The following is a 24,440-nucleotide window of genomic DNA, read 5'->3' as shown; positions in this document are numbered from 1 at the left end:
CGCGGCGCCAAATCCCCGGCTCGCCATTGATTGTGTGTTAACGGATTGTTATGGTGGTTTTCTGTTCAACGGCGCAGCACCGCTGCTGTTTGAAGGGAGAGATCATGACGGCATTGGCAACGCTCCGGGACGTCGGCTTCGAAGAGTGGCTGGGGAAAATCAACACCGCCTGCGGCAGATTCTGCGCAAAAACGCTGGGGCCGGGCTTCAGCGGTGCGATGCAGGAATTCCGCGCCCATGCGCTGCGCCTGAGCGTGGTCGACGTGTCTCAAGCCCGGCTGTACCGCACGCCGCGCGAGATCGCCCGCAGCGACGGCGCGCACTTTTTTACCGTCTTCCAGCTGCGCGGCAGCGCGTTGATGGAGCAGGGCGAGAGCCAGACGGTGCTCTCTCCCGGCGACATCACGCTGATCGACGCCTCACGGCCCAGCAGCTTCACCTTCCAGCGCGATTCGCGCCAAATCTCCCTGTTGTTGCCGCGCGGCTGCCTGCCGGTGCCGCCGCCTTGCGCCCAGCGTCTCGGAGCAGAGCTCAGCGCGGTGCGCCTCAGCCGCCAGCTGGTGCTGAGCAGCATGCAGGATCCTCAACTTGCCGCGGCGGAAAGCGAGGCGGTGCTGAATGCGCTGGCGGCGCTGCTGCGCCCGGCGCGGGCGCTCGAACAGGCGCGCCCGGAGGGGCAACAGCCGGTTTTCGACAAGGCGCTGGCGTTGATCGACAGGCATATTCAGTCGCCGCAGCTGCGCCCGGAATGGGTGGCGGCCGAGTTGGGGGTGTCACTGCGCAGCCTGTATCGGCTGTTCGCCCGTCAGGGGCTGGTGGTGGCGCAGTACATCAGGAACCGCCGGCTGGATCTGTGCGCGCAGGCGCTGCGCAGCGCCGCCGGGCAGGAGAAGCTGGCCGGAGTCGGCCTCGACTGGGGTTTTGCCGATCACAGCCATTTCTCGACCGCTTTCAAGCAGCGTTTCGGCATGTCGCCGAGCGAGTACCGTCGGCAGTATCAGTAAGCCAGGGCGCGGGCCAGGCCCGCGCCGCTTCACTCAATAGCGGATGCAGACCGATTTCGACTCGGTGTAAGCGTCCAGCCAATCCGGGCCGAAATCACGGCCGCTGCCCGACTGTTTGAACCCGCCGAACGGCATGTTAGGGTCGATCAGCGTATGGGTGTTGACCCACACGGTGCCGGCCTGAATGCGCGGCGTCAGCGCCATCGCCTGCTGCAGGCTGGTGGTCCACAGGCTGGCGGTCAGCCCGAAGTCGGTGTCGTTGGCCTTGCTCAGCGCCTCTTCGGCGCTCGCCACCCGAATCAGGTTGACCACCGGGCCGAACACTTCTTCACGCGTCAGGTTCAGCCTGTCGTCCGGGTTGATCACCAGCGTCGGCGGAATGTAGAAGCCGTTGGCATCCGGCCCGGCCGCGCCGCCGATAAGCTCGGCGTTTTTCGCCCGGGCGTCGTCCAGGTAGGCCGCCACCTTGTCGCGGTGCGCGAGCGACACCAGCGGGTTGATTTGCGCGCCGGTATCCATCCCCGGCCCGACCGACAGCGATTTCACCGCCTGTTCGAAACCTGCCACCAGCTGGTCATAAATCGGCGCTTCGATATAAATTCGCGAGCTGGCGGCGCACACCTGCCCCTGATTGAGGAAGCTGCCGAGCATCAGGCCTTCGATCACCTGCTGCGGATCGGCATCTTTCAGCACGATGGCCGGGTTTTTGCCGCCCAGCTCCAGCGTCACGCGGGTCAGGCGATCCGCCGCGGCGCGCGCGATGCTTTTGCCCACCGGCGTGGAGCCGGTAAAGCTGACTTTGGCGATCAGCGGATGTTCGGTCAGCGCCTTGCCGCACACGGTGCCGCGGCCGGTGACCACGTTGAACACGCCCGGCGGCACGCCGGCTTCGCTCGCCAGTTCGGCCATGCGCAGCAGGGTGAGCGGGGTGGTTTCCGACGGCTTGATGACGATGGAGCAGCCCGCCGCCAGCGCCGGCATCACTTTCCACATGCCGATCATCAGCGGGAAGTTCCAGGGCACGATGCCGGCGACCACGCCGATCGGCTCTTTACGGGTATAAACCTGATATTTGGCGCCCGGCGGCATCGGAATGGAGACGTCCAGCGTCTGGCCGGTGATTTTGGTCGCCAGCCCGGCGGTGTAGCGCATCCAGTTCAGGGTGCTGCCGACTTCGAAAGCGCGGGCGATGTTGATGGACTTGCCCTGTTCCAGGGTTTCCAGCTGCGCCAGCTCCTCGGCGTGCTGTTCCACCAGATCGGCGAAGCGCAGCAGGATGCGTTCTCGTTCTACCGGCAGACGCTGCGCCCAGACGCCTTCGCTGAAGGCTTTGTGGGCGGACTGCACCGCCAGCGCGACGTCGTGTTCGTTGGCATCGGCGGTGGTGGCGATCTGCTGCCCATTGGCGGGGTTATACACCGCCAGGCGGCCTTCCGCGGCGGACGTGCGCCACTGGCCGTCGATATACAGCCCATGCTGACGATCGAGAAAACGCGACACGCTATCCAGCACGGCTACGGTATTGTCAGACATACATCCTCCGATCAGGCTCATCAGGTTATCGTTAACCCTGCAAGTCTAGATCAGCGGAAAAGCGGCGGCTTTGGTCTGCCTGACATTCGGTTTGCCCTGCGTGTCATTTTGCCGTGACGGAAGGGTAAACTGCGGCCGGCGGGCGCCGGCCGGGAGGGATCACGAGCTCAGGGTTGCCAGACGGGTGGCGAAGCCGAGGAACAGCAGGCCGATGAGGCCGTTGCCGAGCTTCGCCAGGCCTTTCTTGTGGTTGAAGAAATGCGCCAGCATCGCGCCGGAGAAGATCAGCGTGCTCATGTAGATAAAGCTGACGGCTTCGAGGATCAGCGCCAAAATGGTGAACGACAGCCCGGTGTGCGCGTAGTTGAAGTCGATGAACTGCACGAAGAACGACACGTAAAACAAGATAGCTTTCGGGTTGGTCAGGCTCAGCGTCAGCGATTTGCGCAGAATGCTGTGGCCGCCTTCAATCTGCTGCTGTTGCGCCTGCGCCTTCTGCACGAAGGTGGCGTAGAGGATTTTTGCGCCGAGGAACAGCAGGTAAATCGCGCCGAGAAAACGCACCAGGGTAAACAGGAACGGCGTGGTGCGGATCAGCGAAGCCACGCCGATATAGGCGCAGAAGATCAGGATCGCATCGCCGATGAACACGCCGAGCGCCGCGGTGTAGCCGGCGCGCACGCCGCGCGATACGCCGGTTTTCAGTACGTACAGCGTATTCGGCCCCGGCAGAATGATAATGAAGACCACCCCGGCCAAATAGGTCCATAAATTCAGGACGCCAAAACTCTCTAACACAATAACCTCTCCATGCGCGCAACTAACAGGCAAAAACACTGGCCACGCCCGTGACCGGCCGCGATCCTAACGCTGTGCAACCGGGTTGGCAACGTAATAAACTTCATGTTGTTGGTTAAAAATTGTCGAAACATTGTTGAAAACGTCGGCGCCGAATTAAAAAGCAAGAGCCGACGTGTTTCGCCAACGGCCCGTCACTATGCTGGTTAACATCGAAACCGCAGTGAGGAACGGATGATGAAAAACGTAATCGACAGCGCCGACCCGCGCTGGCTGGCGATCGTCAGCCGCGATAAACACGCCGACGGCCGCTTTATCTATGCGGTGAAAACCACCGGCGTGTATTGCTCGCCTTCTTGCCCGTCACGCCAGCCGAATCGGCAAAACGTGGAACTGTTCGACGATGCCGAGCAGGCGGAGGCGGCGGGTTATCGGCCCTGCAAACGCTGCCGCCAGGGGCTGACGCCGTTGACCGAGCAGCATGCGCGGCAGATAGCCGAGGCCTGCCGCTATATCGAACGGGCGGAGAAAGCGCCGTCGCTGCAGACGCTGGCGCGTCACGTCGGGTTGAGCCAATACCATTTCCACCGGCTGTTCAAAGCGATCACCGGCCTGACGCCGAAAGGCTATGCCGACGCGCAGCGCAGCCAGCGCTTGCGCACCGGTCTGACGCAGCAGGAGACGGTGACCGACGCGATCTTCGACGCCGGCTATGGCGCCAATGGCCGCTTCTACCGGCAAGCCAACGCCGCGCTGGGCATGACGCCGAAGGCTTACCGGGCGGGCGGCAAAGGCATGCGCATCCATTTCGCCGTCGGGCGCTGTTCGCTGGGCGAGATCCTGGCGGCACAAAGCGAGGTGGGCATCTGCGCCATTCTGCTGGGGGACGATGCGCAGCGGTTGGTGCAGGATCTGCAGGACAAATTTCCCAATGCCGAGCTGATCGGCGGCGACGCGCAGTATGAAGCGCTGATGGCGCAGGTGGTGGGGTTGATTGAAGCGCCGGAGAACGGGTTGGCGCTGCCGCTGGATATTCGCGGCACCGCGTTTCAACAGCGGGTCTGGCAAGCGCTGCAGACGATACCGGTCGGTGAAACCGTCAGCTATGCCGATATCGCCCGGCGCATCGGCGCGCCCAAAGCGGTGCGCGCGGTGGCCGGCGCCTGCGCCGCCAACGTGCTGGCGGTGGCGATCCCCTGTCACCGGGTGGTGCGCAACGACGGCGCTTTGTCCGGCTATCGTTGGGGCGTCGAGCGCAAGAAAGCCTTGCTGGAAAAAGAGGCGCAGCGATGAGCCGCTCGCTGGCGGCGCGGCTGGCCGAATTGGACTGGGCGGCGATTGAACGCGAACTCGATGCGCAGGGCTGTGCGCGGTTGCCTGGCGTGCTCAGCCAAGAGCTGTGCCGCGAGCTGGCGGCGCTCTACCCGCACGATGCGCACTTCCGCAGCCGTGTCGTGATGGCGCAGCACGGTTTTGGCCGCGGCGAGTACCGCTATTTCGCCTATCCGCTGCCGCTTCCGGTGGCCGAGGCGCGCAGCCTGATGTATGCGCGGCTGGCGCCGGTGGCCAACCGCTGGAATACCTTATTGGGCCTGGCGGCGCGCTATCCCGCCGAACACGAAGCCTACCTGGCCGAATGCCACCGGGCCGGCCAACGGCGGCCGACGCCGCTGCTGTTGCGTTACGAAGCGGGGGATTACAACTGCCTGCATCAGGATCTGTACGGCGAGCGGGTGTTTCCGCTGCAGGTGGCGTTTTTGCTCTCCGCACCCGAACGGGACTTCACCGGCGGCGAATTCGTGTTGACCGAACAGCGGCCGCGGATGCAGAGCCGGCCGGAGGTGGTGCCGCTACAGCAGGGCGACGCGGTGGTGTTCGCCGTGCATCATCGCCCGATGGCGGGGGCTAAAGGCTATTATCGGGTCAATCTGCGCCACGGCGTCAGCCGGGTACGTTCCGGCCAACGCCACACGCTGGGGGTGATCTTTCACGACGCGCTATAGCTTGCGCGCCAGCAGGGTGGCGAAGCGCAGCGAGATACGGTTGCCGGCGGCATCGGTCTTATGCAACTGGCCGACGTCCTCGTTGCATTTGAGGATCTCCCAGTCGCGATAATAATGCTTCAGCTCACCCGGGCTGAAGGTAAACGGAAACGGCAGCGGGCAGGGATAATCCTCGGTATCCATCGCCGCCACGATCAGGTTATGGCCGCCGCGCACGGTGCTGTCCTGCATGTTTTGCACGATAGGCGTAATTTGCTGGCGTTCGAGGAACATCATCACCACGGTGGACAGGATGAAGTCGTATTCGCCGCTGAAGCGGTGGGTATTGAGATCCTGCACTCCGGCGCTCAGGCGGGTCAGCTGCTCGGCGTCGATGATCTGATTGAGGCGGTCTATCGACGGCGCGTGCTTGTCCCAGGCGGTGACGTCGAAACCCTTCAGATTGAGATAGAGCGAATTGCGGCCGCCGCCGCAGCCCAGATCCAGCGCCTTGCCCGGCGCGATGCGCGCCGCCGCCTCGATCACTTCGGAGTGGGTGCGCGTCAGTTCGTATTTCTTGTGGTAGTAATCTTCCGCCGTGCAGTAAAACGCCAGCCGGCAGGTCATATCGTCCGAGAAGGAAACGATGCGGTGCCACTGCTGCGGAGCGATAAACGGCGGCTGGCTTTCGGGGCTGAATTGCCAGGTTTCGGTGGTGGCGCCGTCCTCGGTCATCATGGCGAACGTCAGGCTGCCGCTCAGCACGGTGAGCTTCGCCCAGGTGCCGCTCTGGGTGTTGTGGCGCTGGCGGAAGGCCTCCGGCAGCGTGTCGCTGTTCCATTCCGGCAGGGTTTTATAGCAAAGCAGCTGCTGCTCCATAAGGGGCTCCTCTGGCTGGGCAAGCAAAGTGATTTATATGATGTATATAAAATACATCTTTATCGAGCATTTGAACATAGCGGCCTGACGGAAAGGCGCGGCGATATCTTTATACTGGATTGTGCGCGGCGGCTGGGCTAATTTCAGTGCTGTTCATGTCATCACGTTCAGGGAAAAGATGCCGATACCTCGTTTATTCCACCCGATATCCTTCCGTTTGCTGAGCCTGGCCGCGCTGCTGGCGCTGGCGGGCTGTACCAGCAAAACCACCACCACGGCGCCAACGGCGCGCCCCGCCGACGTCAAAGCCCGACTGATGACGCTGATCCCGGCCAACGCCGGCGATCGTCAGGGCTGGGCCACCGATATTACCGCCGCCTTCGCCGCGCAGGGCATCGAGCCGAGCGATGAGAACCTGTGTTCGGTGCTGGCGGTGACCGAACAGGAGTCGACGTTCCGGGCTAACCCGCAGGTGCCGGGGCTGCCGAAGATCGCCTGGAAGGAGATCGACCGCCGCGCCGATCAGATGCACATCCCGAACTTTTTGGTACATACCGCGTTGAAGATCTCGTCGTCGAACGGCCAGAGCTACAGCGAGCGGCTGGATAAGGTGCGTACCGAGAAGGATCTGAGCGATATCTTCGATGACATGATCGACCGGGTGCCGATGGGGCAGAAGCTGTTCGGTCATTTAAATCCGGTACATACCGGTGGCCCGATGCAGGTGAGTATTGCCTTCGCCGAGGCGCACGCCAAAGGGTACCCTTATCCGGTCGACGGCTCGATTCGCCGCGAAGTTTTCAGCCGGCGCGGCGGTATGTACTTCGGCATTATGCATTTGCTGGGATACCCGGCCGATTACAGCCGGCCGATTTATCGCTTTGCCGACTTCAACGCCGGCTGGTACGCCAGCCGCAACGCGGCGTTCCAAAACGCGGTCAGCCGGGCGAGCGCCATTCCGCTGGCGCTGGACGGCGATCTTATCGACTTCGGCAGCGACAAGCCCGGCTCGACCGAGCTGGCGGTGCGCACGCTCGGCAAGCGCCTGAACATGAGCGACAGCGCCATTCGCCGGGCGCTCGAGAAAGGCGAGACGGCCGGCTTTGCCGACACCGACCTGTATAAGAAGGTCTACGCGCTGGCGGGCGGCAAACTGCCGCGTGAGATGCTGCCGGGCATCCAGCTGGAAAGCCCGAAAATCACCCGCAAGCTGACCACCGCCTGGTTCGCCAAGCGGGTGGATGAACGCCGCCAGCGCTGCATGGCGCGCGCCGGCGGGTAACCCAAAAGAAAACGCCGCCGGTGGCCTGAAACCATCGGCGGCGCGATCGCGCATCAGGCGCTGCGGCGCGGGTTGGTCAGGCCGAAGTTAAAGCTGTTGCAGCGGTTGCAGAACTCTTTCATCACCGGCGGCGTGTCCATCATCGGCACTTTCACCTCGATAAACGCCAGCCGATCCTGCCGCGAGGCGTGTTCCAGGGCCATTTCCAGCTGTTGCGTTGTTTCCACCGCCACGCTGAACGGCTGCGCCTGGGTATTCAATACCGCCGGCAGTTTGGCGTAGTCCCACGGGCCGATGTCGTTGTAGGACGAGTTTTCGCCGAGGATATACCGCTCGATGGTGTAACCGTCGTTGTTGATCAGGAAGATGATCGGCTTTTGCTCGCAGCGCAGCAGGGTAGACACTTCCTGCGCGGTGAGCTGGAAGGAGCCGTCGCCGATGAACAGCAGGTGACGGCGCTCAGGCGCCGCCATCAGGGTGCCGAGCAGCGCCGGCAGGGTATAACCGATCGAGCCCCAGATCGGTTGGTTGACTACCTTGACGCCGCCCGGCATGCGCATGCCGCCGATGGCGGCGCCCGAGGTGCCGTTTTCCACCACCACCACGTCATCCGCCCGGATAAATCGCTGGATCCGTTGCCACAGATAGGCCTGGTCGATGGGGGCGTCGCTCGGCGTCGCCAGCTTTTCACGCGGATCGGGCAGCGGCGCCAGGGGCTGTACCGGCGTGTCTTCGCTCAGATCCAGCAGCGCCTGCAGCAGATCCGCCGTCGCCACCGCCGGGTAGGAGGTGTTGTCCAGCTTCAGCGAGAACGGCTGGATATCTACCTGAGCGGCGGCGGGAATTTGCTGCGAGAAATAGCCGGTGGTGGAGTCCACCAGACGCACGCCGAAGCTCAGCACGCAGTCCGAGTGCGCCATGCGTTCATACAGTTCGGGGCGCGACAGGTTGCCGCTGTAGCCACCCATCCAACCGGCGGTATCTTCCGGAATGATGCATTTGGCGGTCGGCATATTGGTCAGCGGAATGGCAAAGCGGTGAGCGACCTCGATCACCAACCGCTGCAGCTGATAGCGATCCACCATTTGGTCGACCAACATGATCGGGCGCTGCGCGCGTTTTATTTTGGTTAACAGCGCCATCGCCGCTAATTGCACATTATATTTATCGCTGGCCGGCAACTGCGGCGCCGCTGTGGCTGCGGTGATTTCAATTTCGACGTCGCAAATATCGGAAGGCAGCTGTAAATACACCGGTTTCTTCTCTATCCAGGCGCGGGAAATAACGCGCGGAATTTCCTGCGCGGCATTTTCCGGCGTAATCAAGGCTTGAGCAACGGTGAATTGTTTAAAACAGTTCATGACGTTGTCGAAATTGCCGTCGCCCAGAGTATGGTGCAATAGCTGATGATTCTTCATCGCGTGCAGCGGCGGCGTGCCGGCGATGCAGACCACCGGCGAGGATTCGGCATAGGCTCCGGCGATGCCGGACAGCGCGGCCAGATCGCCGACGCCGTAGGTGACGATCAGCGCGCCGGCGCCCTTCATTCGGGCATAGCCGTCGGCGGCGTAGGCGGCGTTCAATTCATTGCAGTTGCCGATAAACGCCAGCCGGTCATCGCTTTCCAGCAGCTCCAGCAGGCTGAGGTTATAGTCGCCGGGCACGCCGTAAATACGATCGACGTTCAGGGCGTGAAGCTGTTGCAGAATGAATGACCCGATAGTTATTTTCATTGATTGCTCCGGATTATTTATCTTTATTTTGTCAGGCGAAAATCAGCAAAAATAAATTGCTGGCGATGTTGTGTCGTTAGCATTAACAGTTATTTAAAGCGTCGGCTTGTTCAAGAGAACGTGGGCAGGCGGTAAATAGGCGGTTTGTATTCGGCGCTTTACGCGATTGGGAAATACATAAAAAGTAGGGTTATCGTGTATTGGGAGGAGGCGGTATTTTTCATTGGCGGTATATCGACAGAAAAGCGGCGGCGCATTGGCATTTATCATGATGCAGGGCGAATCATCCGGTACTTTTGACGCCGCGTTAAATCCCATTGAGCGACACAACGCTTTTTGCCTGGGAAAGAAAAACCGAAGCTGACGTGAAGGGGGATTTTGGTGATCCGCCGCACGCTTATTTCATGAAACCATCCAGTAACCAATAAAAAACAAAAAATTAACAATAGGCGTTTTTTGTTCGCCCGTTTTCGTCAGCTTTGCTTTACGGGGGCCGCAGTGCGCGCCACGTCGGGCCGGCGTTAAAATACGCCGTTGCGGGCGCTAAGATAACGTGGTGGCCATCACATTCCGTGGGAAGTGATACGTAAACTTTTCTCCACGTGCGCGCAGATGGCGTATACCTACCAAAGAGGGCGGTGCCCCAGTGGCACTGACTGACGGGGGAAAGAGCGATGAAAAGCTATCGACATATTCTGGTACTGATTCACGATGAGCGCGATGGGCTGCCGTTGCTGCGTCAAACGGTGGCGATGGTGCGCGGGCTGCCGATCGCCATCACCGTCGGCCACCTTAACGCCGACTATGCGGAGCTGGAGTACGGCAGCGATGCGCTGGTCAAAGATCGCCAGGCGCAGGAGGTGATCGCTGCCAAGGCGATGCTGAGCCGGTTGGTGAGTGCCGTCGATGCGCCGGTTGCGGTCAAGGAAATCGTCACCATCCGGCGCTTTAAGGACGTCAACGATTTCATTCATCAGGCCGGCATCGATCTGGTGGTGGTCGGGCACCAAAACCGCCTGTTCGGCCTCTATTCCTCATATTCTCTGGAATTTGTGAACCGTCTCGATGTCGATGTGTTGGTCAAGCATCTTGCCCGCGAGTAGCGTGCGACAAAGCGGACTTTTCCCACGGCTTTGCCGCCTTAAAGGCGATAGCATGCGGATATCGGTACAATTTGTTATGAATTATTGGGCATTTTCCGGCGCTAAACTTAACCAAAGTACAACGGGCGTTGGATAAATTAGATACAGCTTGATCTTGCCTGGGCTATCGGTAAAAATCTGCGGCCGTATTTTTACAGGAGCTTTACGATGTTTCTCAAACGGACTCTTTTGGCATGTTCTCTGGCGTTGATATTTCCTGCACTGCCTTCTTACGCTGAGGTTGGTACAGAAAGTGGCAATACCGCGCAGGCTGAAAAACCGGGTCTATGGCAGCGTTTTACCGATAACGTGGCGGAGACCTGGAACAACTCGCCTAACCACGATCTCTATATCCCGGCCATTACCTGGCACAACCGTTGGACTTACGATGATGAACATATCGATAAGTACAACGAACGCCCGTGGGGCGCCGGTTACGGCATCTCCCGCTACGACAGCGACGGCGACTGGCACGGCATCTACATCATGGCGTTCAAGGACTCCTTCAACAAGTGGGAGCCGATCGGCGGCTACGCCTACGAGAAGATCTGGCGCCCGCTGGATGACAAGGATTTCCGCCTGGGGCTGGGTTTCACCGCCAGCGTCACTGCGCGCGACAACTGGAAATACATTCCCATCCCGGCGCCGCTGCCGCTGGCCTCTATCGGCTATCAGCGGCTGACGTTCCAGGCGACCTACATTCCCGGCACCTATAACAACGGCAACGTGTTCTTCGCCTGGCTGCGCTGGCAGTTCTAAACTTCCTGAATTCCGAAAAACGGCGCGGCGGCGAGATTAAAGGAACTTGTCGCCGCCAGCGGCGTCGGAAGGGTATCCCGGCGCGCTGCGCCGATTGCATGCCGTTATTACAGGAGTTTCACCACTATGATCACCAAACATCGTTTACTGCTGGCTTTGGCGCTGTCCGCTACCCTGGCCAGCGGCGCTACCCAGGCCGCCGGGCTGATGGATTCCCTCAGCAGCGCGGCGGGCGAACTGAGCAAGTCGGGCGGCGACAGCAGCGGCGGCATGTCGCTCTCCTCGTTGACCGGCCTGCTGAACGGTGGCGACAAGGCGTTGAGCTCCAGCAGCATGACCAATGCCGCCGGCATCCTGCAGTACTGCGTGAAAAACAACGTGCTGTCGGCTAACGGCGCCGAAGGGGTGAAAGATCATCTGCTCAGCAAGCTGGGCATCACCAGCACCGAAAACGCCAAGAGCCAGGATTATCAGCAGGGCCTGGGCGGCTTGCTGCAGACCGGCGAAGGCAAGAGCCTGGATCTGAACAGCCTGGGCACCTCGCAGATCACCGAGAAGGTGAAGCAAAAAGCCTGCGATCTGGTGCTGAAACAGGGCAAATCCTTTATTTCATGATAAGCGAACGGCGGAGCGCTCCGCCGTTCTTTTTTGCATAAGCTGGAAAAATGAAAAAAACGTTGATGCTTTCCCTGCTGGCAGGGATGACGATGTTGCAGGGGTGTTCCGTGAAATCCAACGATGCGCCACCGCCGCCGCAGGTGAAACCGATCGGCATGGCGAACCCGGCCGACGTGTACTGCACCCAAATCGGCGGCAAGCTGAACGCCAAAGAGAATGCGGCAGGCCAGTATTCCACCTGCACCTTGCCGAGTGGGCAGGAAATTGAAAGCTGGGAGCTGTTCCGCCGCGATCATCCGGTGAAAAAGTAACCCTCGCGGCGCCGGCTTTTCCGCCCGGCGCCCGATCAGAATTGGCGATCCCCTATCGACTGCAGCTGCAGGCTGCCGTCCTTTTGTAGCGTCAGCGGCATGCGCCAATCGCGCTGTTTATCCAGGTTGAATGGCCGGGAGCGGAACATGCAGCCGGTCTTGATGTTCTTGATTTTCATCACGTGTTCCGCGTCCGCATTGATTTTCACCTCGAAGCTGCCGGCGGGCGGAATAAAGACTTCCGCCAGCTGCTGCGGCGCCGTCGGCGTTTCCAGCTTGACCAGCACCGCAAAATCGTTGCCCTGATTATCCAGCGTCAGCCGATGCAGACCGGCCGTGGGCAGCCGCGTCGGCTGATGCAGATAACCCGCTGAGGCGGGCCACGGCTGCCCGGCATTGTCATGCAGCGGCCCGCCGCACTGTTCACGCGCCTCGCGCAGCGGCATTTCGCGCTTTATTGCGCGGTTGTAATCGGCGGGGGCGGCGAGGCTGAACTCGTCGTCATATTGGTGGGCGCGCAGATAGCGCTTGGCGCCGAGCACCCCAACGGCGACCAGCATGAAGAACAAAAATATCCTCAGGCGATTTTTGAAAATCAGCCCGAACAGCTTCCCGGGGAGTTGAAACAGCCACCTTGCGATCGTCAATAACATCGTTTTCCCTTAGCGTCCAAGCCGTTACGTCTGCGGTAACTTCGCTTGCCTCAGTATAGCCAACATCCCGCAGGCGAAAATCCTGCCCGGCAATTTTTCTTTCGCTCACGGTTGTACGTTTGTGTTTGTTTGTGTACATTTGTGATCACTTTAGCGTCACCGGATTGACACGATGTCCAAACTGCTACCGAATGAGCGCCACCAGGCCATTCTCGACACGCTTCGCCAACAGGGGCGGGTGCTGGCGCTGGAGATGGCGCAGCGGCTGAATACCACCGAAGCCACCATCCGCCGCGATCTGCGCCAGCTGGCGGCGCAGAATCTGTGCAAACGCATCTATGGCGGCGCGCTGGCGCCGACGCCGGCCGAAGGTCCCGTTGCGGCGCGCATGGCGCTCAGCGGCGATGAGAAGCTGGCGCTGGCGCAGACCGCGCTGGGGTTGATCGGTGAAGAACAACTGATCTTCCTCGACGCCGGCAGCACCCATCTGTATCTGGCGGATCTGTTGCCGCGCGATCGGCGTTTGACGGTGGTGACCAATGCATTGAGCATCGCCGGTAAAATGCTGGAGCGGCCGGGGCTCCGCACCATCCTGATCGGCGGCGAGCTGGATGCGCAGGTTGGCGGCTGCGTGGACGCCAAAGCCGCGGAAGAGATAGACGGTTTCCATTTCGATCTGGTGTTCACCGGCATCTGCGCCTACGACCCGGACGGCGGCTTTTCCGCGCTGAGCTACCAGGACGCCACGTTCAAAAAGCGGCTGCTGACCCGTGCCGGCAGCGTAGCGGTGCTGTGTACCCGCGACAAACTCAATACCTACGCCCCTTACCCCTTCCTGCCCGCCGGGCGGGTGGATCATCTGGTGACGGCGCGCGGCGCGCACCCGCAGCTCGAGCTGCAGGTGGCGCAGGGCGGCGGCCAGGTTTGGCACAGCGATTTACCGACCGGAGAATGATGATGAAAATAGCCCATGTAGCCCTGTGGACCCGCGACATCGACGCGCAGCTGGCGTTCTGGCAGCGCTATTTCAACGCTGAGGCGGGCGAGGAGTACGTCAGCCGCAACCGGCCGGGGTTTGTTTCCCGCTTCGTCAGCCTGGCGGCCGGGCCGACGCTGGAGATCATGCGCGTGCCGACGCTGTTGCCGGCGCAGGCCCAGGAAGAGCGGGTGGGCTGGGCGCACATCGCGCTGTCGCTGGGGGATGAGCGGCAGGTCGATCGGTTGGCGCAGCGCGCGCAGCAGGAGGGCATCCTGCAGTCCGCGCCGCGCTGGACCGGCGACGGCTTCTACGAGGCCGTCATCCGCGATCCGGACGGCAACGCGATTGAAATCACCGCCTGATCACTCCTCTTCGATGCTGGTGAACTGCTCGCCCAGATAATCGAGCAGCAGCCTTACCGCCGGCAGCAGCCCGCGGCGCGACGGGTAAACCGCATGCACCACGCCGCCCTGCGGCTGCCAGCCGGGCAGCAGCTGGACCAGTTCGCCGCGCAGCATGTCGTCGCGCATCATCATCGCCGGCAGCTGAACGATGCCGGCGCCGGCGATGGCGGCGGTGCGCAGCATCAGCATGTCGTCGGTGACCAGCCGCGGCGTGTGTTCCCACTCCACCCGTTCACCCTGCGGGCCGGTCAGCCGCCATTGGTGCTGAGCGCGCGCAGGGCCGAGATCGAGCGTCGGGTATTTGCGCAGGTCTTCCGGCGCGTGCGCCGGCCCGAGGGTACGCACCAGCGCCGGGCTGGCGGCGACGCACCAGGTGCGCTGCGCCAGGATCTTCAGCACCAGATCGCTGTCTTCCAGCGGCGGCGGCCGCACGCGGATCGCCAGATCCAACCCTTCCCCCACCACATCCACCCGGCGGTTGGTCGCTTCCAGATGCACCGTCACCTTCGGATAGTCGGCCATAAAGGCCGCCACCATGCTGCCGACGCGGGTGTGCAGGATCGCCACCGGGCAGGACATGCGCACCGTGCCGCAGGGCTCGGCGCGCGTCTGTTCGATCGCCTGCTGCGCCGCTTCCGCTTCCACCAGCATCGCCTTGCAGTGCGCGTAATAGTTTTGGCCGACCTCGGTCACTGAGAAACGCCGCGTCGAGCGCTGGATCAGGCGCACGCCGAGGCGCTCTTCCAGCAGCGCCACGCGGCGGCTGAGCTTGGATTTGGGAATGCCCAACGCCCGGCCGGCGGGGGCGAATCCCTGGTGATCGACCACGCTGGCGAAGAAAAACAGATCGTTCAGATCGGTCAGCATCCTATCCCTTATCGTTCTACCAGTAGAACGCTGAGTGTACATCTTGCCTACTACTGCAGCAAACCCCGACGGATTAAACTTCTGCCATCAACTTAAGGCCGTGAGGCCTGAAACGGGAGTTCAAGATGAAAAAAATCCTCGGTATTCACAACAGCCCGGAAGCACATTGGGTCGGTAACGGTTTCCTGGTGAATTCGCTGTTCTCTTATAACGATTTGGGGGCGGAAATGAGCCCGTTCCTGCTGCTGGATCACGCGGCGCCAACCAAATTCCGCTCTGCCTCCGGCACCCGCGGCGTGGGTCAGCATCCGCATCGCGGTTTTGAAACGGTGACCATCGTCTATCAGGGCGAAGTGGAACACCGCGACTCGACCGGCAGCGGCGGGGTGATTGGCCCCGGCGACGTCCAGTGGATGACCGCCGCCTCTGGCATTCTGCATGAAGAGTTCCATTCGCGGGACTTTTCGCGCAAGGGCGGCACCATGGAAATGGTGCAGCTGTGGGTCAATCTGCCGGCCAAGGACAAAATGGCCGAGCCGGGTTACCAGACGCTGCTGAACGCCGATATTCCGGTGGTTCCGCTGGCGGACGGCGCCGGGCAGGTGCGGGTGATCGCCGGTGACTTCGGCGGCCACGCCGGCCCGGCACGCACCTTTAGCCCGCTCAACGTGTGGGATATGAAGCTGAATGCCGGCCACACCACCACGCTGACGGTGAAAGAAGGCCATACGCTGGCGCTGGTGATGCTGCACGGCGCGATCCTGGTCAACGGCGAAGAGGTGGTGCGCGAAACCCAAATGGTGCGTTTCGACCGGGCGGGGGATGCGATCACTATCGAAGCCAACAACGACGTCGCGCTGCTGGTGCTGAGCGGCGAACCGATCGATGAGCCTATCGTCGGCTACGGCCCGTTCGTCATGAACAGCGACGCGGAAATCCAGCAGGCGTTCCGCGACTTCAACAGCGGCAAGTTCGGCAGCATGAACGCTGAAGCGAGCGCCGGCTGACCGCAGGCGCCCGAGCCGGGAAGCGTTCCCCGGCTCAGGCGCTACACTTAGACCTCAGCGCCCCGTCCCAGCGGCGGGGCGCTTCATCCGCAACATCAACCCCCACGGGAGTAAAACCATGACTGCAAACTACAAACGCCTCGACAAGGACCAGGCCGCCGTATTGCTGGTGGATCATCAGGCAGGGCTGCTTTCGCTGGTGCGCGATATCGATCCCGATCGGTTTAAAAACAACGTGCTGGCGCTGGGTGATTTAGCGAAGTACTTCAATCTGCCGACCATTCTGACCACCAGTTTCGAAAACGGCCCTAACGGCCCGCTGGTGCCGGAACTGAAGGCCCAATTCCCCGATGCCCCGTTCATTCCCCGCCCCGGCCAAATCAACGCCTGGGACAACGACGACTTCGTCAAGGCGGTAAAAGCCACCGGCCGTAAGCAGCTGATCATCGCCGGCGTGGTGACCGAAGTGTGCGTGGCATTCCCGGCGCTGTCGGCGCTCAATGAAGGCTTTGAGGTCTTTGTGGTGACCGACGCCTCCGGCACCTTCAATGAGCTGACGCGTCAGTCGGCCTGGAGCCGCATGGAAGCCGCCGGCGCGCAGCTGATGACCTGGTTCGGCGTCGCCTGCGAACTGCACCGCGACTGGCGCAACGACATCGAAGGCCTGGGCATGCTGTTCTCCAACCATATCCCGGACTACCGCAATCTGATGACCAGCTATAACACGCTGACAAACGGTAAGTAACGCGACGCTACTTTACCCCGCCTTTCGCCTTTCATCACGTTAGACGCGGGATGTAAGCAAAACGTAGCGGGGCGAAAAGGTAGCGAAAAGCGGCTTTCTCATTAGCCGGGAGCGGGGTAGCGTAATCCCGAACCCGGCAAATGAGGCTAATTCAATGAAACAAGCAATCAAGATCCTGGCGCTGCCCTGCATGGGCATGGCGCTGTTGTTCAGCGCGAGCGCGATATCTGCCCCCGAGGCGCCTGCGGCCAAAGCGGTGCCGCCCGCGGCGGATGAGCCGATGCGCATGCCGCCTTTCCCGGGCGGGCACCCGCCCAAGCCGGGGTTCTGCCACGGCGGCGAACTGTTCTGCGCCACCTCGGCCAGCGACAATCCGGTGGAAACCATCAATAAACTGACGGCGGTGATCCCGGCGGGCAGCGCCAAACATTACGAGGTGCGCGTCGCGGTGGTCGCCGTGCCGGACGCCCCGCCTGCGCGTTAACGGGCCGTCATCCCGCTCTGGTTCGCACGCTCAAGGCGCGTTAGGCTAAGGCGTGCGTTTAACGGGAGGCGGAATGACCCCTTTATCACCATTGCCCTATCTCCAGCCCGGCGATCGCGCGCTGTTGTTCGACGGCGAATGCAATCTGTGTCACGGGCTGGTGAGGTATCTTATTCGCGCCGATCGGCAGCGGCGCATTCTGTTGGCGACGGTGCAATCCGTCGAAGGGCAGGCGATCCTGCAGGCGTTGGGGTTGCCGACCGATCGTTTCGATTCCGTGGTCTATGTTGAGCAGGGGCATTATTGGCTGCGTTCGGCGGCGCTGTTCCAGGCGCTGCGCCAATTGGGGTGGCCGTACCGCGTACTGGCGCTGGCGCGTTACCTGCCGCCGCGGCTGGCGGACAAGATCTACGATGCGGTCGCCGGCAATCGCTACCGGCTGTTTGGCCGCAACGACGGCACCGGCCTGCCGGGCGCCGATCAGCCCGGGCGCTATCTGCCCCGGCGGCGGGAACCGCCGGCCTGAGCTTTACGCTTCTTTACCATCCAACCGCTTGAAATATCAACACTCCAGCTCCATATAATGGAACGTTCAGCCAACAAGGAGCGCGTATGGGAATCAGTGAAGAAGAGCACATCCGCCGTTTGACCCAGGAGAAGAACGACATGGGCAATACGGCAAAATGGGTGGCGATCGTTTCCGCCGTGTATTTTGCCTTGATGGTGTTTTACGGCCACCCGACCGGGGTGTTGGCGATGTCGGGCGCGGTGTTCATCGTTTCTACCACCACCTGGCTGAAAAAGCGTCAGAAGGTCAAATCTTACCGCATGGCGTTGGCCAAAATCAGCGACGATCAGCCCTGATAGTCGCCGCACTTTAGCGTATACACCAGGCTCGGCGCCGCGCCGGGCACGTCATCCAGCGTATCCACACGCTGCATGCCAATTTTTTCCAGCACTCGCCACGAAGCCTGATTCTCTGCGCGCACAATGGCGGAAATCTCACCCAGCCCCAGCCCGACAAACCCGTATTGCAGTGAAGCCCGCGCCATCTCGGTGGCCAGCCCCATGCCCCAGACGCAGGTGTCGAAGCGATAGCCGAGGTTCACGGTGCGCTGCGCGCCGAGCGGTTTCCAGGACAACCCGCCAAACCCGATAACCCAATCCGGCCGTTCGCGCAGGGCGAGCGCCCAGGAGCCGTAACCGTGTTGCCGCCAGCCGGCGAGCCGCTCCTGCAGCGCCGAAGCGGCCTGCGCCTCGCTGGTGAGCGGGCCGGCGGGGTTGAAGCGTTGGGTTTGCGGATCGCCAAAGATGGCGTAGAAACGTTCGAGGTCCGCCATCACCGGCGGCCGCATCTGCAGGCGTTCGCTGAAGTACGGAGCTGAAGGATTAAAGCTCGGCATCGTTTCTCCCGGCCGGATCAATGAACAGCGTTCACTGTAGTCCAGATCGGCGAAACGGGAAATCCCCCCTCTGCGGGTGAGAGGGGGAGAGAGGCATTACAGGAAGGAATCGTCGTCGTCGTTGTAATCGTCGTCGGCGTAGTCCTGGTCGTCCTGGTAGTTGGCGTTCTGGAAGCCGTTGTCCTGATTCAGGAAGCTGCCGCCGTCGCCGCTGTTGAAGGTATCAAGGTTGTTGGAGGCGTCGAAATTGCGCATCGCGCTGTCGTCCAGCGGCGCCGGGGTTTCTTCGAAAATGTTCACGATTTCCTGCGGCTGCGAATGGCGGAACATGCCGGTTAGCATGTCGGCCAATACCACGCCGCCGGCGACGCCCGCCGCCGTTTGCAAGGCGCCTCCCAGGAAGCCGCCGGCGCGTGAAGGCGCCGCCTGCTGCGGTTGGGCGTAGGCTGGCTGCTGCGGCTGCGCGTAGCCCCCCTGCTGCGCGTTGTTCCAGGCCGCCGTATTTTGCTGCTGCGCCTGATACTGTTCACGCGGGCTTGGCGTATTGCGGCTGCCGCCGCCGAACAGGCCGGCCAGGAAACCGCCGCTGCTCTGTTGGCCGTTGGCGGTTTGCTGCAGCTGCGCAACCTGGGCTTCCAGCTCTTTGACCCGCTGGTCCATCTGCTTGAGCGCCGCTTCCTGAATGATCATCGCCTGCGCCATGTAATAAGGGGCGGAAGGCTGCTCGCGAATATGCTGATTGATTTGCTGTTCTGCCTGGAGATCCCGTGGGCCCGTCTTGGTCTCGGCTTCTTTCAGGCGGCCAAACAGACCATCGATAAGGCGTTGTTCTTCGGATTGCATAGGCGTACCTCGGGAGATAAATAACGGTGCTGGATGATCGTTGTCATCGGTAACAATCACCCTAGCGCGTTTACATGAACCAATAAATAAATGACGGGTAAACCTGTCTATGAATTTGTTACCAATTACGGCAGCGGGATCAGCATCACCAGCTTCAGGCCGCCGTGCTCCGCCGGGTGGAAGGTGAGCTGGCGATAGCGCAGCGCGCCTTGCTGAGGGTGCTCGAACGCGCGCTCGCCGCCTTCGCGCGCCATCACGTCATGCTGTTTCCACCAGTGATTAAAGTCCGCGCTGTTGTGCGTCATGCTGCGCACGAAGGCGCGCATCTCTTCGGTGTTTTGATGGTGGCTGGTTTCGGCGCGGAATTCGGCCACCACGCGGCGAGCGCGCTCTTCCCAATCGCTGACCAGCGTTTTCGCCAGCGGGTGGAAGAACATGAAGTGCAGCAGGTTGGGGCTGTTGGCCACATCCAGCCAGCCGCTGAACAGCGCCGCCGCCTGCGGGTTCCAGGCGACGACGTTCCAGGTCACGTCCAGCAGGTAACAGGGCACCGTCATCTGGTGCACGCTTTGCAGCACCGCGTCGTTGGCGGTTTCGCGGTGAGTTTCCTGCTCGGGATCGGCGACGCGCGCCAGGGTAAACAGGTAGTGGCGTTCGGCGGGGCCGAGCCGCAGCGCCTTGGCGATGCGCGCCAGCGTGAAGGGGGAAATGGACACCTCGCGCCCCTGTTCGATCCAGGTATACCAGGTGGCGCTGATGCCGCTGATTTGCGCCAGCTCTTCGCGCCGCAGGCCGCTGGTGCGGCGGCGCGAGGAACTGGGCAGGCCGAGCATTTCCGGCGTGATGCGTTCGCGGTGTGCGCGCAGAAACGCGCCGAGGGCCTTTGGCCCGGATAAGGCTTCTGATGACATAGCGTGGTACCTATTTATACCAGGATAACTGCTCATATTGTACCCGTATAGTAGCCTGATTATAGTAGCCGAAAGTCTTCAGGCACAGGCGCAAGCCAGATAATAACGGGAGCAAACATGAGCATCAGCAACAGCCATAAAAACGCGGTAGACCGGCAGTTCGGCGAGCAGGCCAACGCCTACTTAACCAGCGCGGTACACGCGCAGGGCAAGGATTTGCAGCGCCTTGCACAGTTACTGGAACCGCACGCCGGCGCGCGCTTGCTCGATCTGGGCTGCGGCGCCGGGCATGCCAGCTTCACGGCGGCGGCCAGGGTAGCGCAGGTGGTGGCCTACGATCTTTCGGCGCAGATGCTGGCGGTGGTGGAGCAGGCGGCGGCGGAAAAAGGCCTGAACAACATTCAGCTGCAGCAGGGCGTGGCGGAGTCTTTGCCGTTTGAGGACGCCGGCTTCGATCTGGTCATCAGCCGCTATTCGGCGCACCACTGGCACGACGTCGGCCAGGCGCTGCGTGAGGTCAGGCGGGTACTCAAGCCGGGCGGCAGAGCGATCTTTATGGACGTGGTCTCGCCGGGGCATCCGCTGTTGGATATCTATCTGCAAACCGTGGAAGTGCTGCGCGACACCTCACACGTGCGCAACTATGCGCCGGGCGAGTGGCTGACGTTGCTGACCGAAGCCGGGCTGGTGGTCCGCGAGGTGACGTCGGATCGGTTGATGCTGGAGTTTGGCAGTTGGGTGGCGCGCATGCGCACGCCGGCGCATTTCGTTACCGCGATCCGTGCGCTGCAGCAAAGCGTGTCGCAGGAGGTGGCGGCGCACTTCGCCATTCAGCCGGACGGCTCCTTTACCAGCGATATCATGATGTTTGAAGTGACGAAGGGCTGAAAGCAACGGGGCAGCCGATGAAGGCTGCCCCGCGAAACGCTATCGGCTGCGATGCGCTTATTTTTTATCTTCCAGCAGGCAGCGGTAGATCAGGCCGCCGATAATGCCGCCGACCAGCGGCACCAGCCAGAAGACCCACAGCTGCTGCAGCGCCCAGGTGCCCTGGAAGATCGCTACGCCGGTGCTGCGCGCCGGGTTGACGGAGGTGTTGGTCACCGGGATGCTGATCAGGTGGATCAGAGTCAGCGTCAGGCCGATCGCCAACGGGGCGAAGCCTGCCGGCGCGCGCTTGTCGGTCACGCCATGAATAACGATCAGGAAGAAGGCGGTCAGCACCAGCTCAATCACGATAGCTGATTGCAGAGAATAACCGCCCGGAGAGTGTTCGCCGTAACCGTTGGAGGCGAAACCGCCTGCGGTGGCGTCGAAACCGGCTTTGCCGCTGGCGATCAAATATAGCACCGCCGCTGCGGCGATACCGCCGATCACCTGAGCGATCACGTAAGGGATCACGTCTTTCGCCGCGAAACGGCCGCCGGCGAATAAGCCGACGGTGATCGCCGGGTTAAAGTGCCCGCCGGAAATATGGCCGACGGCATAGGCCATCGTCACCACGGTCAGACCGAAAGCGAGCGCGACGCCGAGGAAACCAATACCCAGCTGTGGGAATGCCGCTGCTAATACTGCGCTACCACAACCACCAAACACCAACCAAAATGTGCCAAAAAATTCGGCAAAAAGTCGCTTTGACATAGATTCCATCCTGCGGAATTGACTAACGGGCGTTAGCACTAAAAACTATAGAACAGCTTTCTCAGTTCATGCAGATATTCTATAGAATTTTCTTAATGCACCTTGAATAACGGCGGTATTAAATCCCCGGTATTTTATTTTGTCTATGAGAAAAACGCCGTTTTTCCCCGTGCCGGCGCGCGTTTGCCGATTTTTTTATCTTTGCCATAAGAATTTACCCTAAGCGAAATGACACGCTATTTTCTGGAGATTTTTTCCAGCGGTTTTCCCCATTCAATACGCTCAGGTTAATTGCTAATTTCTATTTGCCAGCCAACTTTATTACCGATTGTGCATTTGACGAATGGCCTGTTGTCATCTAAGTGTCATGCTAAATTAATATCTTCTTCTGCCTGATAACGCTTCATTCAACCTCGGGTAAAAATCATGAAAATAAAATCGCTCTCCCTGCTGTTGGCTTCACTGTTTCCTGTATTCACCTACGCTGCCGACATTGAGGTGGCGCGTTATGTGGTCGGCTTTCCCGGCGGGGAACGCGTCGCCTATCAGGGGGCGTTCGCCAAGAATTTCCCGCAGGGGCTGCCGGTGGGGATCGGCTCAGGGCTGACGTTCAACAGCAAGCAGGGCGACGATCTGGTGCTGACGACGCTGACCGATCGCGGCCCGAATGCCGATGCCCCTGCGGTGGGCAAGCAAGAAGCCAAGATTTTCGCCAATCCGCAATTCGTGCCCCTGTTGATGGACATTCGTATTGGCGGCGGCAAGGCCGTGGCCGAGAATGCGCGGCCCTTGCATGACGAAAAAGGGCCGATCAGCGGGCTGCCGTTGCCGGGCGAGCTGATTGGTTCCACGAACGAAGTGGCGTTGAATGACGCGCTGCAACCGCTGTCCGGCGATCGCCGCGGGTTGGATACCGAAGGCATCATCGGTGACGGCAACGGCGGCTATTGGCTGTGTGACGAGTACGGCCCGTTTCTGATCCATGTCGACGGCAAAGGCAAAATTCTCGCCAAATACGGCCCAACGCCGCAGGCCGGCGAGCAGGCGGTGGCGAGCGGTTTACCGAACATCCTGAAGTGGCGCCAGCCCAACCGCGGTTTTGAGGGGCTGACCCGAATGCCGGATGGGCGCATTCTGGCGGCGGTGCAGAGCACGCTGGATGTCGAGGGCAAAAGCAAAAACAAGGCGCAGTTTATCCGGCTGGTGAGCTTCGATCCGCGCAGTGGCAAAACCGCCATGTACGGCTATCCCATCGATATCGACAGCTATAAAAAAGCCAAAGACGCCAAGATTGGCGATGTGGTGGCGTTGGACAACCAGCGCGTCCTGTTGATTGAACAGGGAAGCGATAAAGATAAAACAATGATCAACAAGATCTATCTGGTGGATCTCGCGCAGGCCAGCGATCTGAGCGCGTTTGACGACCAGGGGAAAGCGCTGGAGTTCGACGATGCGAAAGAGCTCGCCAAACGCGGCGTGAAGCTGGCGCAGAAACAGGAAGTGGCGGATCTGCGCCAGTTGGGCTGGCGCCAGGAGAAAGCCGAAGGGTTGGCGCTGATCGACGATCGCAGGCTGGCGGTGATCAACGACAACGATTTCGGCTTGCAGGCCAAGCTGGTGGATGCGTCGCCAAAGAGCAAGAAAATCGGCGACTACCAGCTGGAGAAGGAAGGGCGGCTGAGCCTCGACGGCGACAAGACCGACGCCCGCATCGAATTGCGCCCGCTGGAGCAGCCGGAGTCGCTGAGCGAGCTCTGGGTGCTCACCTTGCCGCACCCCTTGAAGTGACCGATATCGGGGGCGATAGCGCCCCCTTTTGCTTCAGGCTTCCGCGTGCCGCTGCGGCGTTCTGCCGCGCGAGATGCTCCCCCACACCGTCAAAATCAGCGTAGCTCAGCGCGCCTCGGCGGGTAAAAAATCTTAAATAGCGGCGGCGCGCGTTCTTTCTTTCGTCCTGTCTTTAATTGTTCATCAAATAGGGGTAAGGTGAAGCCTGTAAAGTCATTCCTGCCTGAAAATACATACTCGCTCTCACTTCCTCCTTATTCTCCTCACAATGATTGATGTTCTTTACGTTGCGTGACGTCCGTTTTCATTGGCTAGCGGATAATTAACATCACTGACAACGAGCTAATAAACAAGAACACCTGGAGTCAATCATGAAACTTATCCCAAGCATCGCAGCCGTATTGATCGCCGCCGCTTCCTTCTCCACTTTCGCCGCGCCGCTGTCGTCGGTGAAACAGGTCAACAGCGAGCAGGCCGCCAATCTGCAAAGCGTCGGCGTAGTGTCGGTTTCCGGCATTAGCGGCTCACCGCATGACGCCATCACCGCCCTGAAAGAAAAAGCCGCGGCGGACGGCGCCAGCCATTACCGCATTATCGGTCTGGATACCCCCGGGGATTCCAGCAACTGGCGCGGCAATGCGGAAATTTATCGCTAAGCGTTGGTTTTTTTACCC

At 60.9% G+C, this 24,440-nt stretch carries 29 protein-coding genes; 18 read left to right on the top strand and 11 right to left on the bottom strand.

Annotated features, from left to right (window positions below; genetic code table 11):
- Window positions 1-104 precede the first annotated feature (104 nt).
- A complete protein-coding gene (gene feaR / locus ACJ8HN_RS13280) occupies window positions 105-1,004 on the top strand; it encodes a transcriptional regulator FeaR (RefSeq protein WP_442523520.1) in 900 nt (299 codons plus the stop codon).
- 33 nt (window positions 1,005-1,037) lie between these two features.
- Here feaR and ACJ8HN_RS13275 read toward each other — a convergent pair whose 3' ends face one another.
- Both ACJ8HN_RS13275 and leuE read right to left on the bottom strand, forming a co-directional pair.
- Complete coding sequence (locus tag ACJ8HN_RS13275; RefSeq protein ID WP_442523519.1) at window positions 1,038-2,537, bottom strand: aldehyde dehydrogenase family protein; 1,500 nt, start codon at window positions 2,535-2,537, stop codon at window positions 1,038-1,040.
- 159 nt (window positions 2,538-2,696) lie between these two features.
- Complete coding sequence (leuE, locus tag ACJ8HN_RS13270; RefSeq protein ID WP_016928933.1) at window positions 2,697-3,335, bottom strand: leucine efflux protein LeuE; 639 nt, start codon at window positions 3,333-3,335, stop codon at window positions 2,697-2,699.
- A 237-nt stretch (window positions 3,336-3,572) separates the two neighbouring features.
- Here leuE and ada point away from each other — a divergent pair, with 237 nt between their 5' ends.
- Both ada and ACJ8HN_RS13260 read left to right on the top strand, forming a co-directional pair.
- Complete coding sequence (gene ada / locus ACJ8HN_RS13265; RefSeq protein WP_103773701.1) at window positions 3,573-4,628, top strand: bifunctional DNA-binding transcriptional regulator/O6-methylguanine-DNA methyltransferase Ada; 1,056 nt, start codon at window positions 3,573-3,575, stop codon at window positions 4,626-4,628.
- Entirely contained in the window at window positions 4,625-5,338 is a 714-nt protein-coding gene (locus ACJ8HN_RS13260) for a 2OG-Fe(II) oxygenase (protein WP_103773702.1), read from the top strand. Before ada ends, ACJ8HN_RS13260 begins: the two co-directional genes overlap by 4 nt.
- Here ACJ8HN_RS13260 and tehB read toward each other — a convergent pair.
- The gene (gene tehB / locus ACJ8HN_RS13255; RefSeq protein ID WP_442523518.1) at window positions 5,333-6,196 is read right to left on the bottom strand and encodes an SAM-dependent methyltransferase TehB; all 864 of its coding nucleotides are present in this window, start codon (window positions 6,194-6,196) and stop codon (window positions 5,333-5,335) included. The two genes, ACJ8HN_RS13260 and tehB, sit on opposite strands and share 6 nt — an antisense overlap.
- A 178-nt stretch (window positions 6,197-6,374) precedes the next feature.
- Between tehB and ACJ8HN_RS13250 the strand changes: the two genes are divergently transcribed.
- Entirely contained in the window at window positions 6,375-7,478 is a 1,104-nt protein-coding gene (locus ACJ8HN_RS13250; protein ID WP_442523517.1) for a DUF1615 domain-containing protein, read from the top strand.
- Window positions 7,479-7,531: 53 nt separating this feature from the next.
- On the opposite strand, the gene ACJ8HN_RS13245 is transcribed toward ACJ8HN_RS13250, so the two are convergent.
- Entirely contained in the window at window positions 7,532-9,211 is a 1,680-nt protein-coding gene (locus ACJ8HN_RS13245; RefSeq protein WP_164134456.1) for an alpha-keto acid decarboxylase family protein, read from the bottom strand.
- A 674-nt stretch (window positions 9,212-9,885) separates the two neighbouring features.
- Between ACJ8HN_RS13245 and ACJ8HN_RS13240 the strand changes: the two genes are divergently transcribed.
- The 4 genes from ACJ8HN_RS13240 to ACJ8HN_RS13225 all read left to right on the top strand — a co-directional run bounded on the left by ACJ8HN_RS13240 (window position 9,886) and on the right by ACJ8HN_RS13225 (window position 12,041).
- Window positions 9,886-10,314 (top strand): universal stress protein, encoded by a 429-nt coding sequence (locus tag ACJ8HN_RS13240; RefSeq protein ID WP_033647383.1) that lies wholly within the window; start codon window positions 9,886-9,888, stop codon window positions 10,312-10,314.
- A 207-nt stretch (window positions 10,315-10,521) separates the two neighbouring features.
- A complete protein-coding gene (gene pagP / locus ACJ8HN_RS13235; protein ID WP_025301698.1) occupies window positions 10,522-11,112 on the top strand; it encodes a lipid IV(A) palmitoyltransferase PagP in 591 nt (196 codons plus the stop codon).
- Window positions 11,113-11,238: 126 nt separating this feature from the next.
- Entirely contained in the window at window positions 11,239-11,727 is a 489-nt protein-coding gene (locus ACJ8HN_RS13230; RefSeq protein ID WP_442523516.1) for a DUF2501 domain-containing protein, read from the top strand.
- Window positions 11,728-11,777: 50 nt separating this feature from the next.
- On the top strand, window positions 11,778-12,041 hold the full coding sequence (locus tag ACJ8HN_RS13225) for a putative hemolysin (RefSeq protein WP_004940597.1): 264 nt from the start codon (window positions 11,778-11,780) through the stop codon (window positions 12,039-12,041).
- 35 nt (window positions 12,042-12,076) lie between these two features.
- Here the strand turns inward: ACJ8HN_RS13225 and ACJ8HN_RS13220 are convergent, their stop codons facing one another.
- Together ACJ8HN_RS13220 and ACJ8HN_RS13215 are read right to left on the bottom strand one after the other, a co-directional pair.
- A complete protein-coding gene (locus ACJ8HN_RS13220; RefSeq protein ID WP_223307172.1) occupies window positions 12,077-12,601 on the bottom strand; it encodes a hypothetical protein in 525 nt (174 codons plus the stop codon).
- Entirely contained in the window at window positions 12,543-12,833 is a 291-nt protein-coding gene (locus ACJ8HN_RS13215; protein WP_223307171.1) for a hypothetical protein, read from the bottom strand. The genes ACJ8HN_RS13220 and ACJ8HN_RS13215 overlap by 59 nt, the downstream gene beginning before the upstream one ends.
- 33 nt (window positions 12,834-12,866) lie before the next feature.
- On the opposite strand from ACJ8HN_RS13215, the gene ACJ8HN_RS13210 reads away from it, so the two are divergent.
- Both ACJ8HN_RS13210 and ACJ8HN_RS13205 read left to right on the top strand, forming a co-directional pair.
- Window positions 12,867-13,649, top strand: a complete 783-nt coding sequence (locus ACJ8HN_RS13210; protein ID WP_033647381.1) for a DeoR/GlpR family DNA-binding transcription regulator — start codon at window positions 12,867-12,869, stop codon at window positions 13,647-13,649.
- Between the two features lie 2 nt (window positions 13,650-13,651).
- Window positions 13,652-14,035 carry a VOC family protein gene (locus tag ACJ8HN_RS13205; protein ID WP_033647378.1) on the top strand — a complete coding sequence of 128 codons (384 nt, stop codon included), beginning with the start codon at window positions 13,652-13,654 and terminating at the stop codon, window positions 14,033-14,035.
- Here the strand turns inward: ACJ8HN_RS13205 and ACJ8HN_RS13200 are convergent, their stop codons facing one another.
- Window positions 14,036-14,944, bottom strand: a complete 909-nt coding sequence (locus ACJ8HN_RS13200; RefSeq protein WP_033637243.1) for a LysR family transcriptional regulator — start codon at window positions 14,942-14,944, stop codon at window positions 14,036-14,038.
- Window positions 14,945-15,069: 125 nt separating this feature from the next.
- Here ACJ8HN_RS13200 and ACJ8HN_RS13195 point away from each other — a divergent pair, with 125 nt between their 5' ends.
- The 5 genes from ACJ8HN_RS13195 to ACJ8HN_RS13175 all read left to right on the top strand — a co-directional run bounded on the left by ACJ8HN_RS13195 (window position 15,070) and on the right by ACJ8HN_RS13175 (window position 18,044).
- Entirely contained in the window at window positions 15,070-15,951 is an 882-nt protein-coding gene (locus tag ACJ8HN_RS13195; RefSeq protein ID WP_047569096.1) for a pirin family protein, read from the top strand.
- A gap of 118 nt (window positions 15,952-16,069) precedes the next feature.
- On the top strand, window positions 16,070-16,696 hold the full coding sequence (gene ycaC, locus ACJ8HN_RS13190) for an isochorismate family cysteine hydrolase YcaC (RefSeq protein ID WP_442523515.1): 627 nt from the start codon (window positions 16,070-16,072) through the stop codon (window positions 16,694-16,696).
- Between the two features lie 154 nt (window positions 16,697-16,850).
- A complete protein-coding gene (locus tag ACJ8HN_RS13185) occupies window positions 16,851-17,180 on the top strand; it encodes a hypothetical protein (RefSeq protein ID WP_033653306.1) in 330 nt (109 codons plus the stop codon).
- Window positions 17,181-17,253: 73 nt separating this feature from the next.
- Window positions 17,254-17,706 carry a thiol-disulfide oxidoreductase DCC family protein gene (locus tag ACJ8HN_RS13180; RefSeq protein ID WP_442523514.1) on the top strand — a complete coding sequence of 151 codons (453 nt, stop codon included), beginning with the start codon at window positions 17,254-17,256 and terminating at the stop codon, window positions 17,704-17,706.
- Between the two features lie 86 nt (window positions 17,707-17,792).
- On the top strand, window positions 17,793-18,044 hold the full coding sequence (locus ACJ8HN_RS13175; protein WP_025301707.1) for a hypothetical protein: 252 nt from the start codon (window positions 17,793-17,795) through the stop codon (window positions 18,042-18,044).
- Here the strand turns inward: ACJ8HN_RS13175 and ACJ8HN_RS13170 are convergent.
- From ACJ8HN_RS13170 to ACJ8HN_RS13160, 3 genes are all read right to left on the bottom strand, one after another.
- Window positions 18,035-18,583, bottom strand: a complete 549-nt coding sequence (locus ACJ8HN_RS13170; protein WP_442523513.1) for a GNAT family N-acetyltransferase — start codon at window positions 18,581-18,583, stop codon at window positions 18,035-18,037. The genes ACJ8HN_RS13175 and ACJ8HN_RS13170 overlap by 10 nt on opposite strands.
- 96 nt (window positions 18,584-18,679) lie before the next feature.
- Window positions 18,680-19,426, bottom strand: a complete 747-nt coding sequence (locus tag ACJ8HN_RS13165; protein WP_442523512.1) for a DUF2076 domain-containing protein — start codon at window positions 19,424-19,426, stop codon at window positions 18,680-18,682.
- Between the two features lie 125 nt (window positions 19,427-19,551).
- Window positions 19,552-20,337 carry a helix-turn-helix transcriptional regulator gene (locus ACJ8HN_RS13160; RefSeq protein ID WP_033647368.1) on the bottom strand — a complete coding sequence of 262 codons (786 nt, stop codon included), beginning with the start codon at window positions 20,335-20,337 and terminating at the stop codon, window positions 19,552-19,554.
- A 117-nt stretch (window positions 20,338-20,454) separates the two neighbouring features.
- Here ACJ8HN_RS13160 and ACJ8HN_RS13155 point away from each other — a divergent pair, with 117 nt between their 5' ends.
- On the top strand, window positions 20,455-21,225 hold the full coding sequence (locus ACJ8HN_RS13155) for a class I SAM-dependent methyltransferase (RefSeq protein ID WP_039567018.1): 771 nt from the start codon (window positions 20,455-20,457) through the stop codon (window positions 21,223-21,225).
- A 57-nt stretch (window positions 21,226-21,282) separates the two neighbouring features.
- Here the strand turns inward: ACJ8HN_RS13155 and aqpZ are convergent, their stop codons facing one another.
- A complete protein-coding gene (gene aqpZ, locus ACJ8HN_RS13150) occupies window positions 21,283-21,978 on the bottom strand; it encodes an aquaporin Z (RefSeq protein ID WP_025301712.1) in 696 nt (231 codons plus the stop codon).
- Window positions 21,979-22,404: 426 nt separating this feature from the next.
- Here aqpZ and ACJ8HN_RS13145 point away from each other — a divergent pair, with 426 nt between their 5' ends.
- Entirely contained in the window at window positions 22,405-23,766 is a 1,362-nt protein-coding gene (locus tag ACJ8HN_RS13145) for an esterase-like activity of phytase family protein (RefSeq protein ID WP_442523511.1), read from the top strand.
- A gap of 371 nt (window positions 23,767-24,137) precedes the next feature.
- Entirely contained in the window at window positions 24,138-24,422 is a 285-nt protein-coding gene (locus ACJ8HN_RS13140) for a YdgH/BhsA/McbA-like domain containing protein (RefSeq protein ID WP_033647361.1), read from the top strand.
- Window positions 24,423-24,440 lie beyond the last annotated feature (18 nt).

Source organism: Serratia sp. CY29653 (assembly GCF_052169255.1).
Taxonomy (GTDB): Bacteria; Pseudomonadota; Gammaproteobacteria; order Enterobacterales; family Enterobacteriaceae; genus Serratia; species Serratia sarumanii.
Note: the sequence above shows the minus strand (reverse complement) of the source record. Positions and strands in the feature narration are given on the sequence as shown.

Coding starts and splice junctions, on each gene's coding strand:
- feaR (WP_442523520.1), top strand. CDS start 105: ATGACGGCATTGGCAACGCTCCGGGACGTCGGCTTCGAAGAGTGGCTG.
- ACJ8HN_RS13275 (WP_442523519.1), bottom strand. CDS start 2,537: ATGTCTGACAATACCGTAGCCGTGCTGGATAGCGTGTCGCGTTTTCTC.
- ada (WP_103773701.1), top strand. CDS start 3,573: ATGAAAAACGTAATCGACAGCGCCGACCCGCGCTGGCTGGCGATCGTC.
- ACJ8HN_RS13260 (WP_103773702.1), top strand. CDS start 4,625: ATGAGCCGCTCGCTGGCGGCGCGGCTGGCCGAATTGGACTGGGCGGCG.
- tehB (WP_442523518.1), bottom strand. CDS start 6,196: ATGGAGCAGCAGCTGCTTTGCTATAAAACCCTGCCGGAATGGAACAGC.
- ACJ8HN_RS13250 (WP_442523517.1), top strand. CDS start 6,375: ATGCCGATACCTCGTTTATTCCACCCGATATCCTTCCGTTTGCTGAGC.
- ACJ8HN_RS13245 (WP_164134456.1), bottom strand. CDS start 9,211: ATGAAAATAACTATCGGGTCATTCATTCTGCAACAGCTTCACGCCCTG.
- ACJ8HN_RS13240 (WP_033647383.1), top strand. CDS start 9,886: ATGAAAAGCTATCGACATATTCTGGTACTGATTCACGATGAGCGCGAT.
- pagP (WP_025301698.1), top strand. CDS start 10,522: ATGTTTCTCAAACGGACTCTTTTGGCATGTTCTCTGGCGTTGATATTT.
- ACJ8HN_RS13230 (WP_442523516.1), top strand. CDS start 11,239: ATGATCACCAAACATCGTTTACTGCTGGCTTTGGCGCTGTCCGCTACC.
- ACJ8HN_RS13225 (WP_004940597.1), top strand. CDS start 11,778: ATGAAAAAAACGTTGATGCTTTCCCTGCTGGCAGGGATGACGATGTTG.
- ACJ8HN_RS13220 (WP_223307172.1), bottom strand. CDS start 12,601: ATGCTGGTCGCCGTTGGGGTGCTCGGCGCCAAGCGCTATCTGCGCGCC.
- ACJ8HN_RS13215 (WP_223307171.1), bottom strand. CDS start 12,833: ATGTACACAAACAAACACAAACGTACAACCGTGAGCGAAAGAAAAATT.
- ACJ8HN_RS13210 (WP_033647381.1), top strand. CDS start 12,867: ATGTCCAAACTGCTACCGAATGAGCGCCACCAGGCCATTCTCGACACG.
- ACJ8HN_RS13205 (WP_033647378.1), top strand. CDS start 13,652: ATGAAAATAGCCCATGTAGCCCTGTGGACCCGCGACATCGACGCGCAG.
- ACJ8HN_RS13200 (WP_033637243.1), bottom strand. CDS start 14,944: ATGCTGACCGATCTGAACGATCTGTTTTTCTTCGCCAGCGTGGTCGAT.
- ACJ8HN_RS13195 (WP_047569096.1), top strand. CDS start 15,070: ATGAAAAAAATCCTCGGTATTCACAACAGCCCGGAAGCACATTGGGTC.
- ycaC (WP_442523515.1), top strand. CDS start 16,070: ATGACTGCAAACTACAAACGCCTCGACAAGGACCAGGCCGCCGTATTG.
- ACJ8HN_RS13185 (WP_033653306.1), top strand. CDS start 16,851: ATGAAACAAGCAATCAAGATCCTGGCGCTGCCCTGCATGGGCATGGCG.
- ACJ8HN_RS13180 (WP_442523514.1), top strand. CDS start 17,254: ATGACCCCTTTATCACCATTGCCCTATCTCCAGCCCGGCGATCGCGCG.
- ACJ8HN_RS13175 (WP_025301707.1), top strand. CDS start 17,793: ATGGGAATCAGTGAAGAAGAGCACATCCGCCGTTTGACCCAGGAGAAG.
- ACJ8HN_RS13170 (WP_442523513.1), bottom strand. CDS start 18,583: ATGCCGAGCTTTAATCCTTCAGCTCCGTACTTCAGCGAACGCCTGCAG.
- ACJ8HN_RS13165 (WP_442523512.1), bottom strand. CDS start 19,426: ATGCAATCCGAAGAACAACGCCTTATCGATGGTCTGTTTGGCCGCCTG.
- ACJ8HN_RS13160 (WP_033647368.1), bottom strand. CDS start 20,337: ATGTCATCAGAAGCCTTATCCGGGCCAAAGGCCCTCGGCGCGTTTCTG.
- ACJ8HN_RS13155 (WP_039567018.1), top strand. CDS start 20,455: ATGAGCATCAGCAACAGCCATAAAAACGCGGTAGACCGGCAGTTCGGC.
- aqpZ (WP_025301712.1), bottom strand. CDS start 21,978: ATGTCAAAGCGACTTTTTGCCGAATTTTTTGGCACATTTTGGTTGGTG.
- ACJ8HN_RS13145 (WP_442523511.1), top strand. CDS start 22,405: ATGAAAATAAAATCGCTCTCCCTGCTGTTGGCTTCACTGTTTCCTGTA.
- ACJ8HN_RS13140 (WP_033647361.1), top strand. CDS start 24,138: ATGAAACTTATCCCAAGCATCGCAGCCGTATTGATCGCCGCCGCTTCC.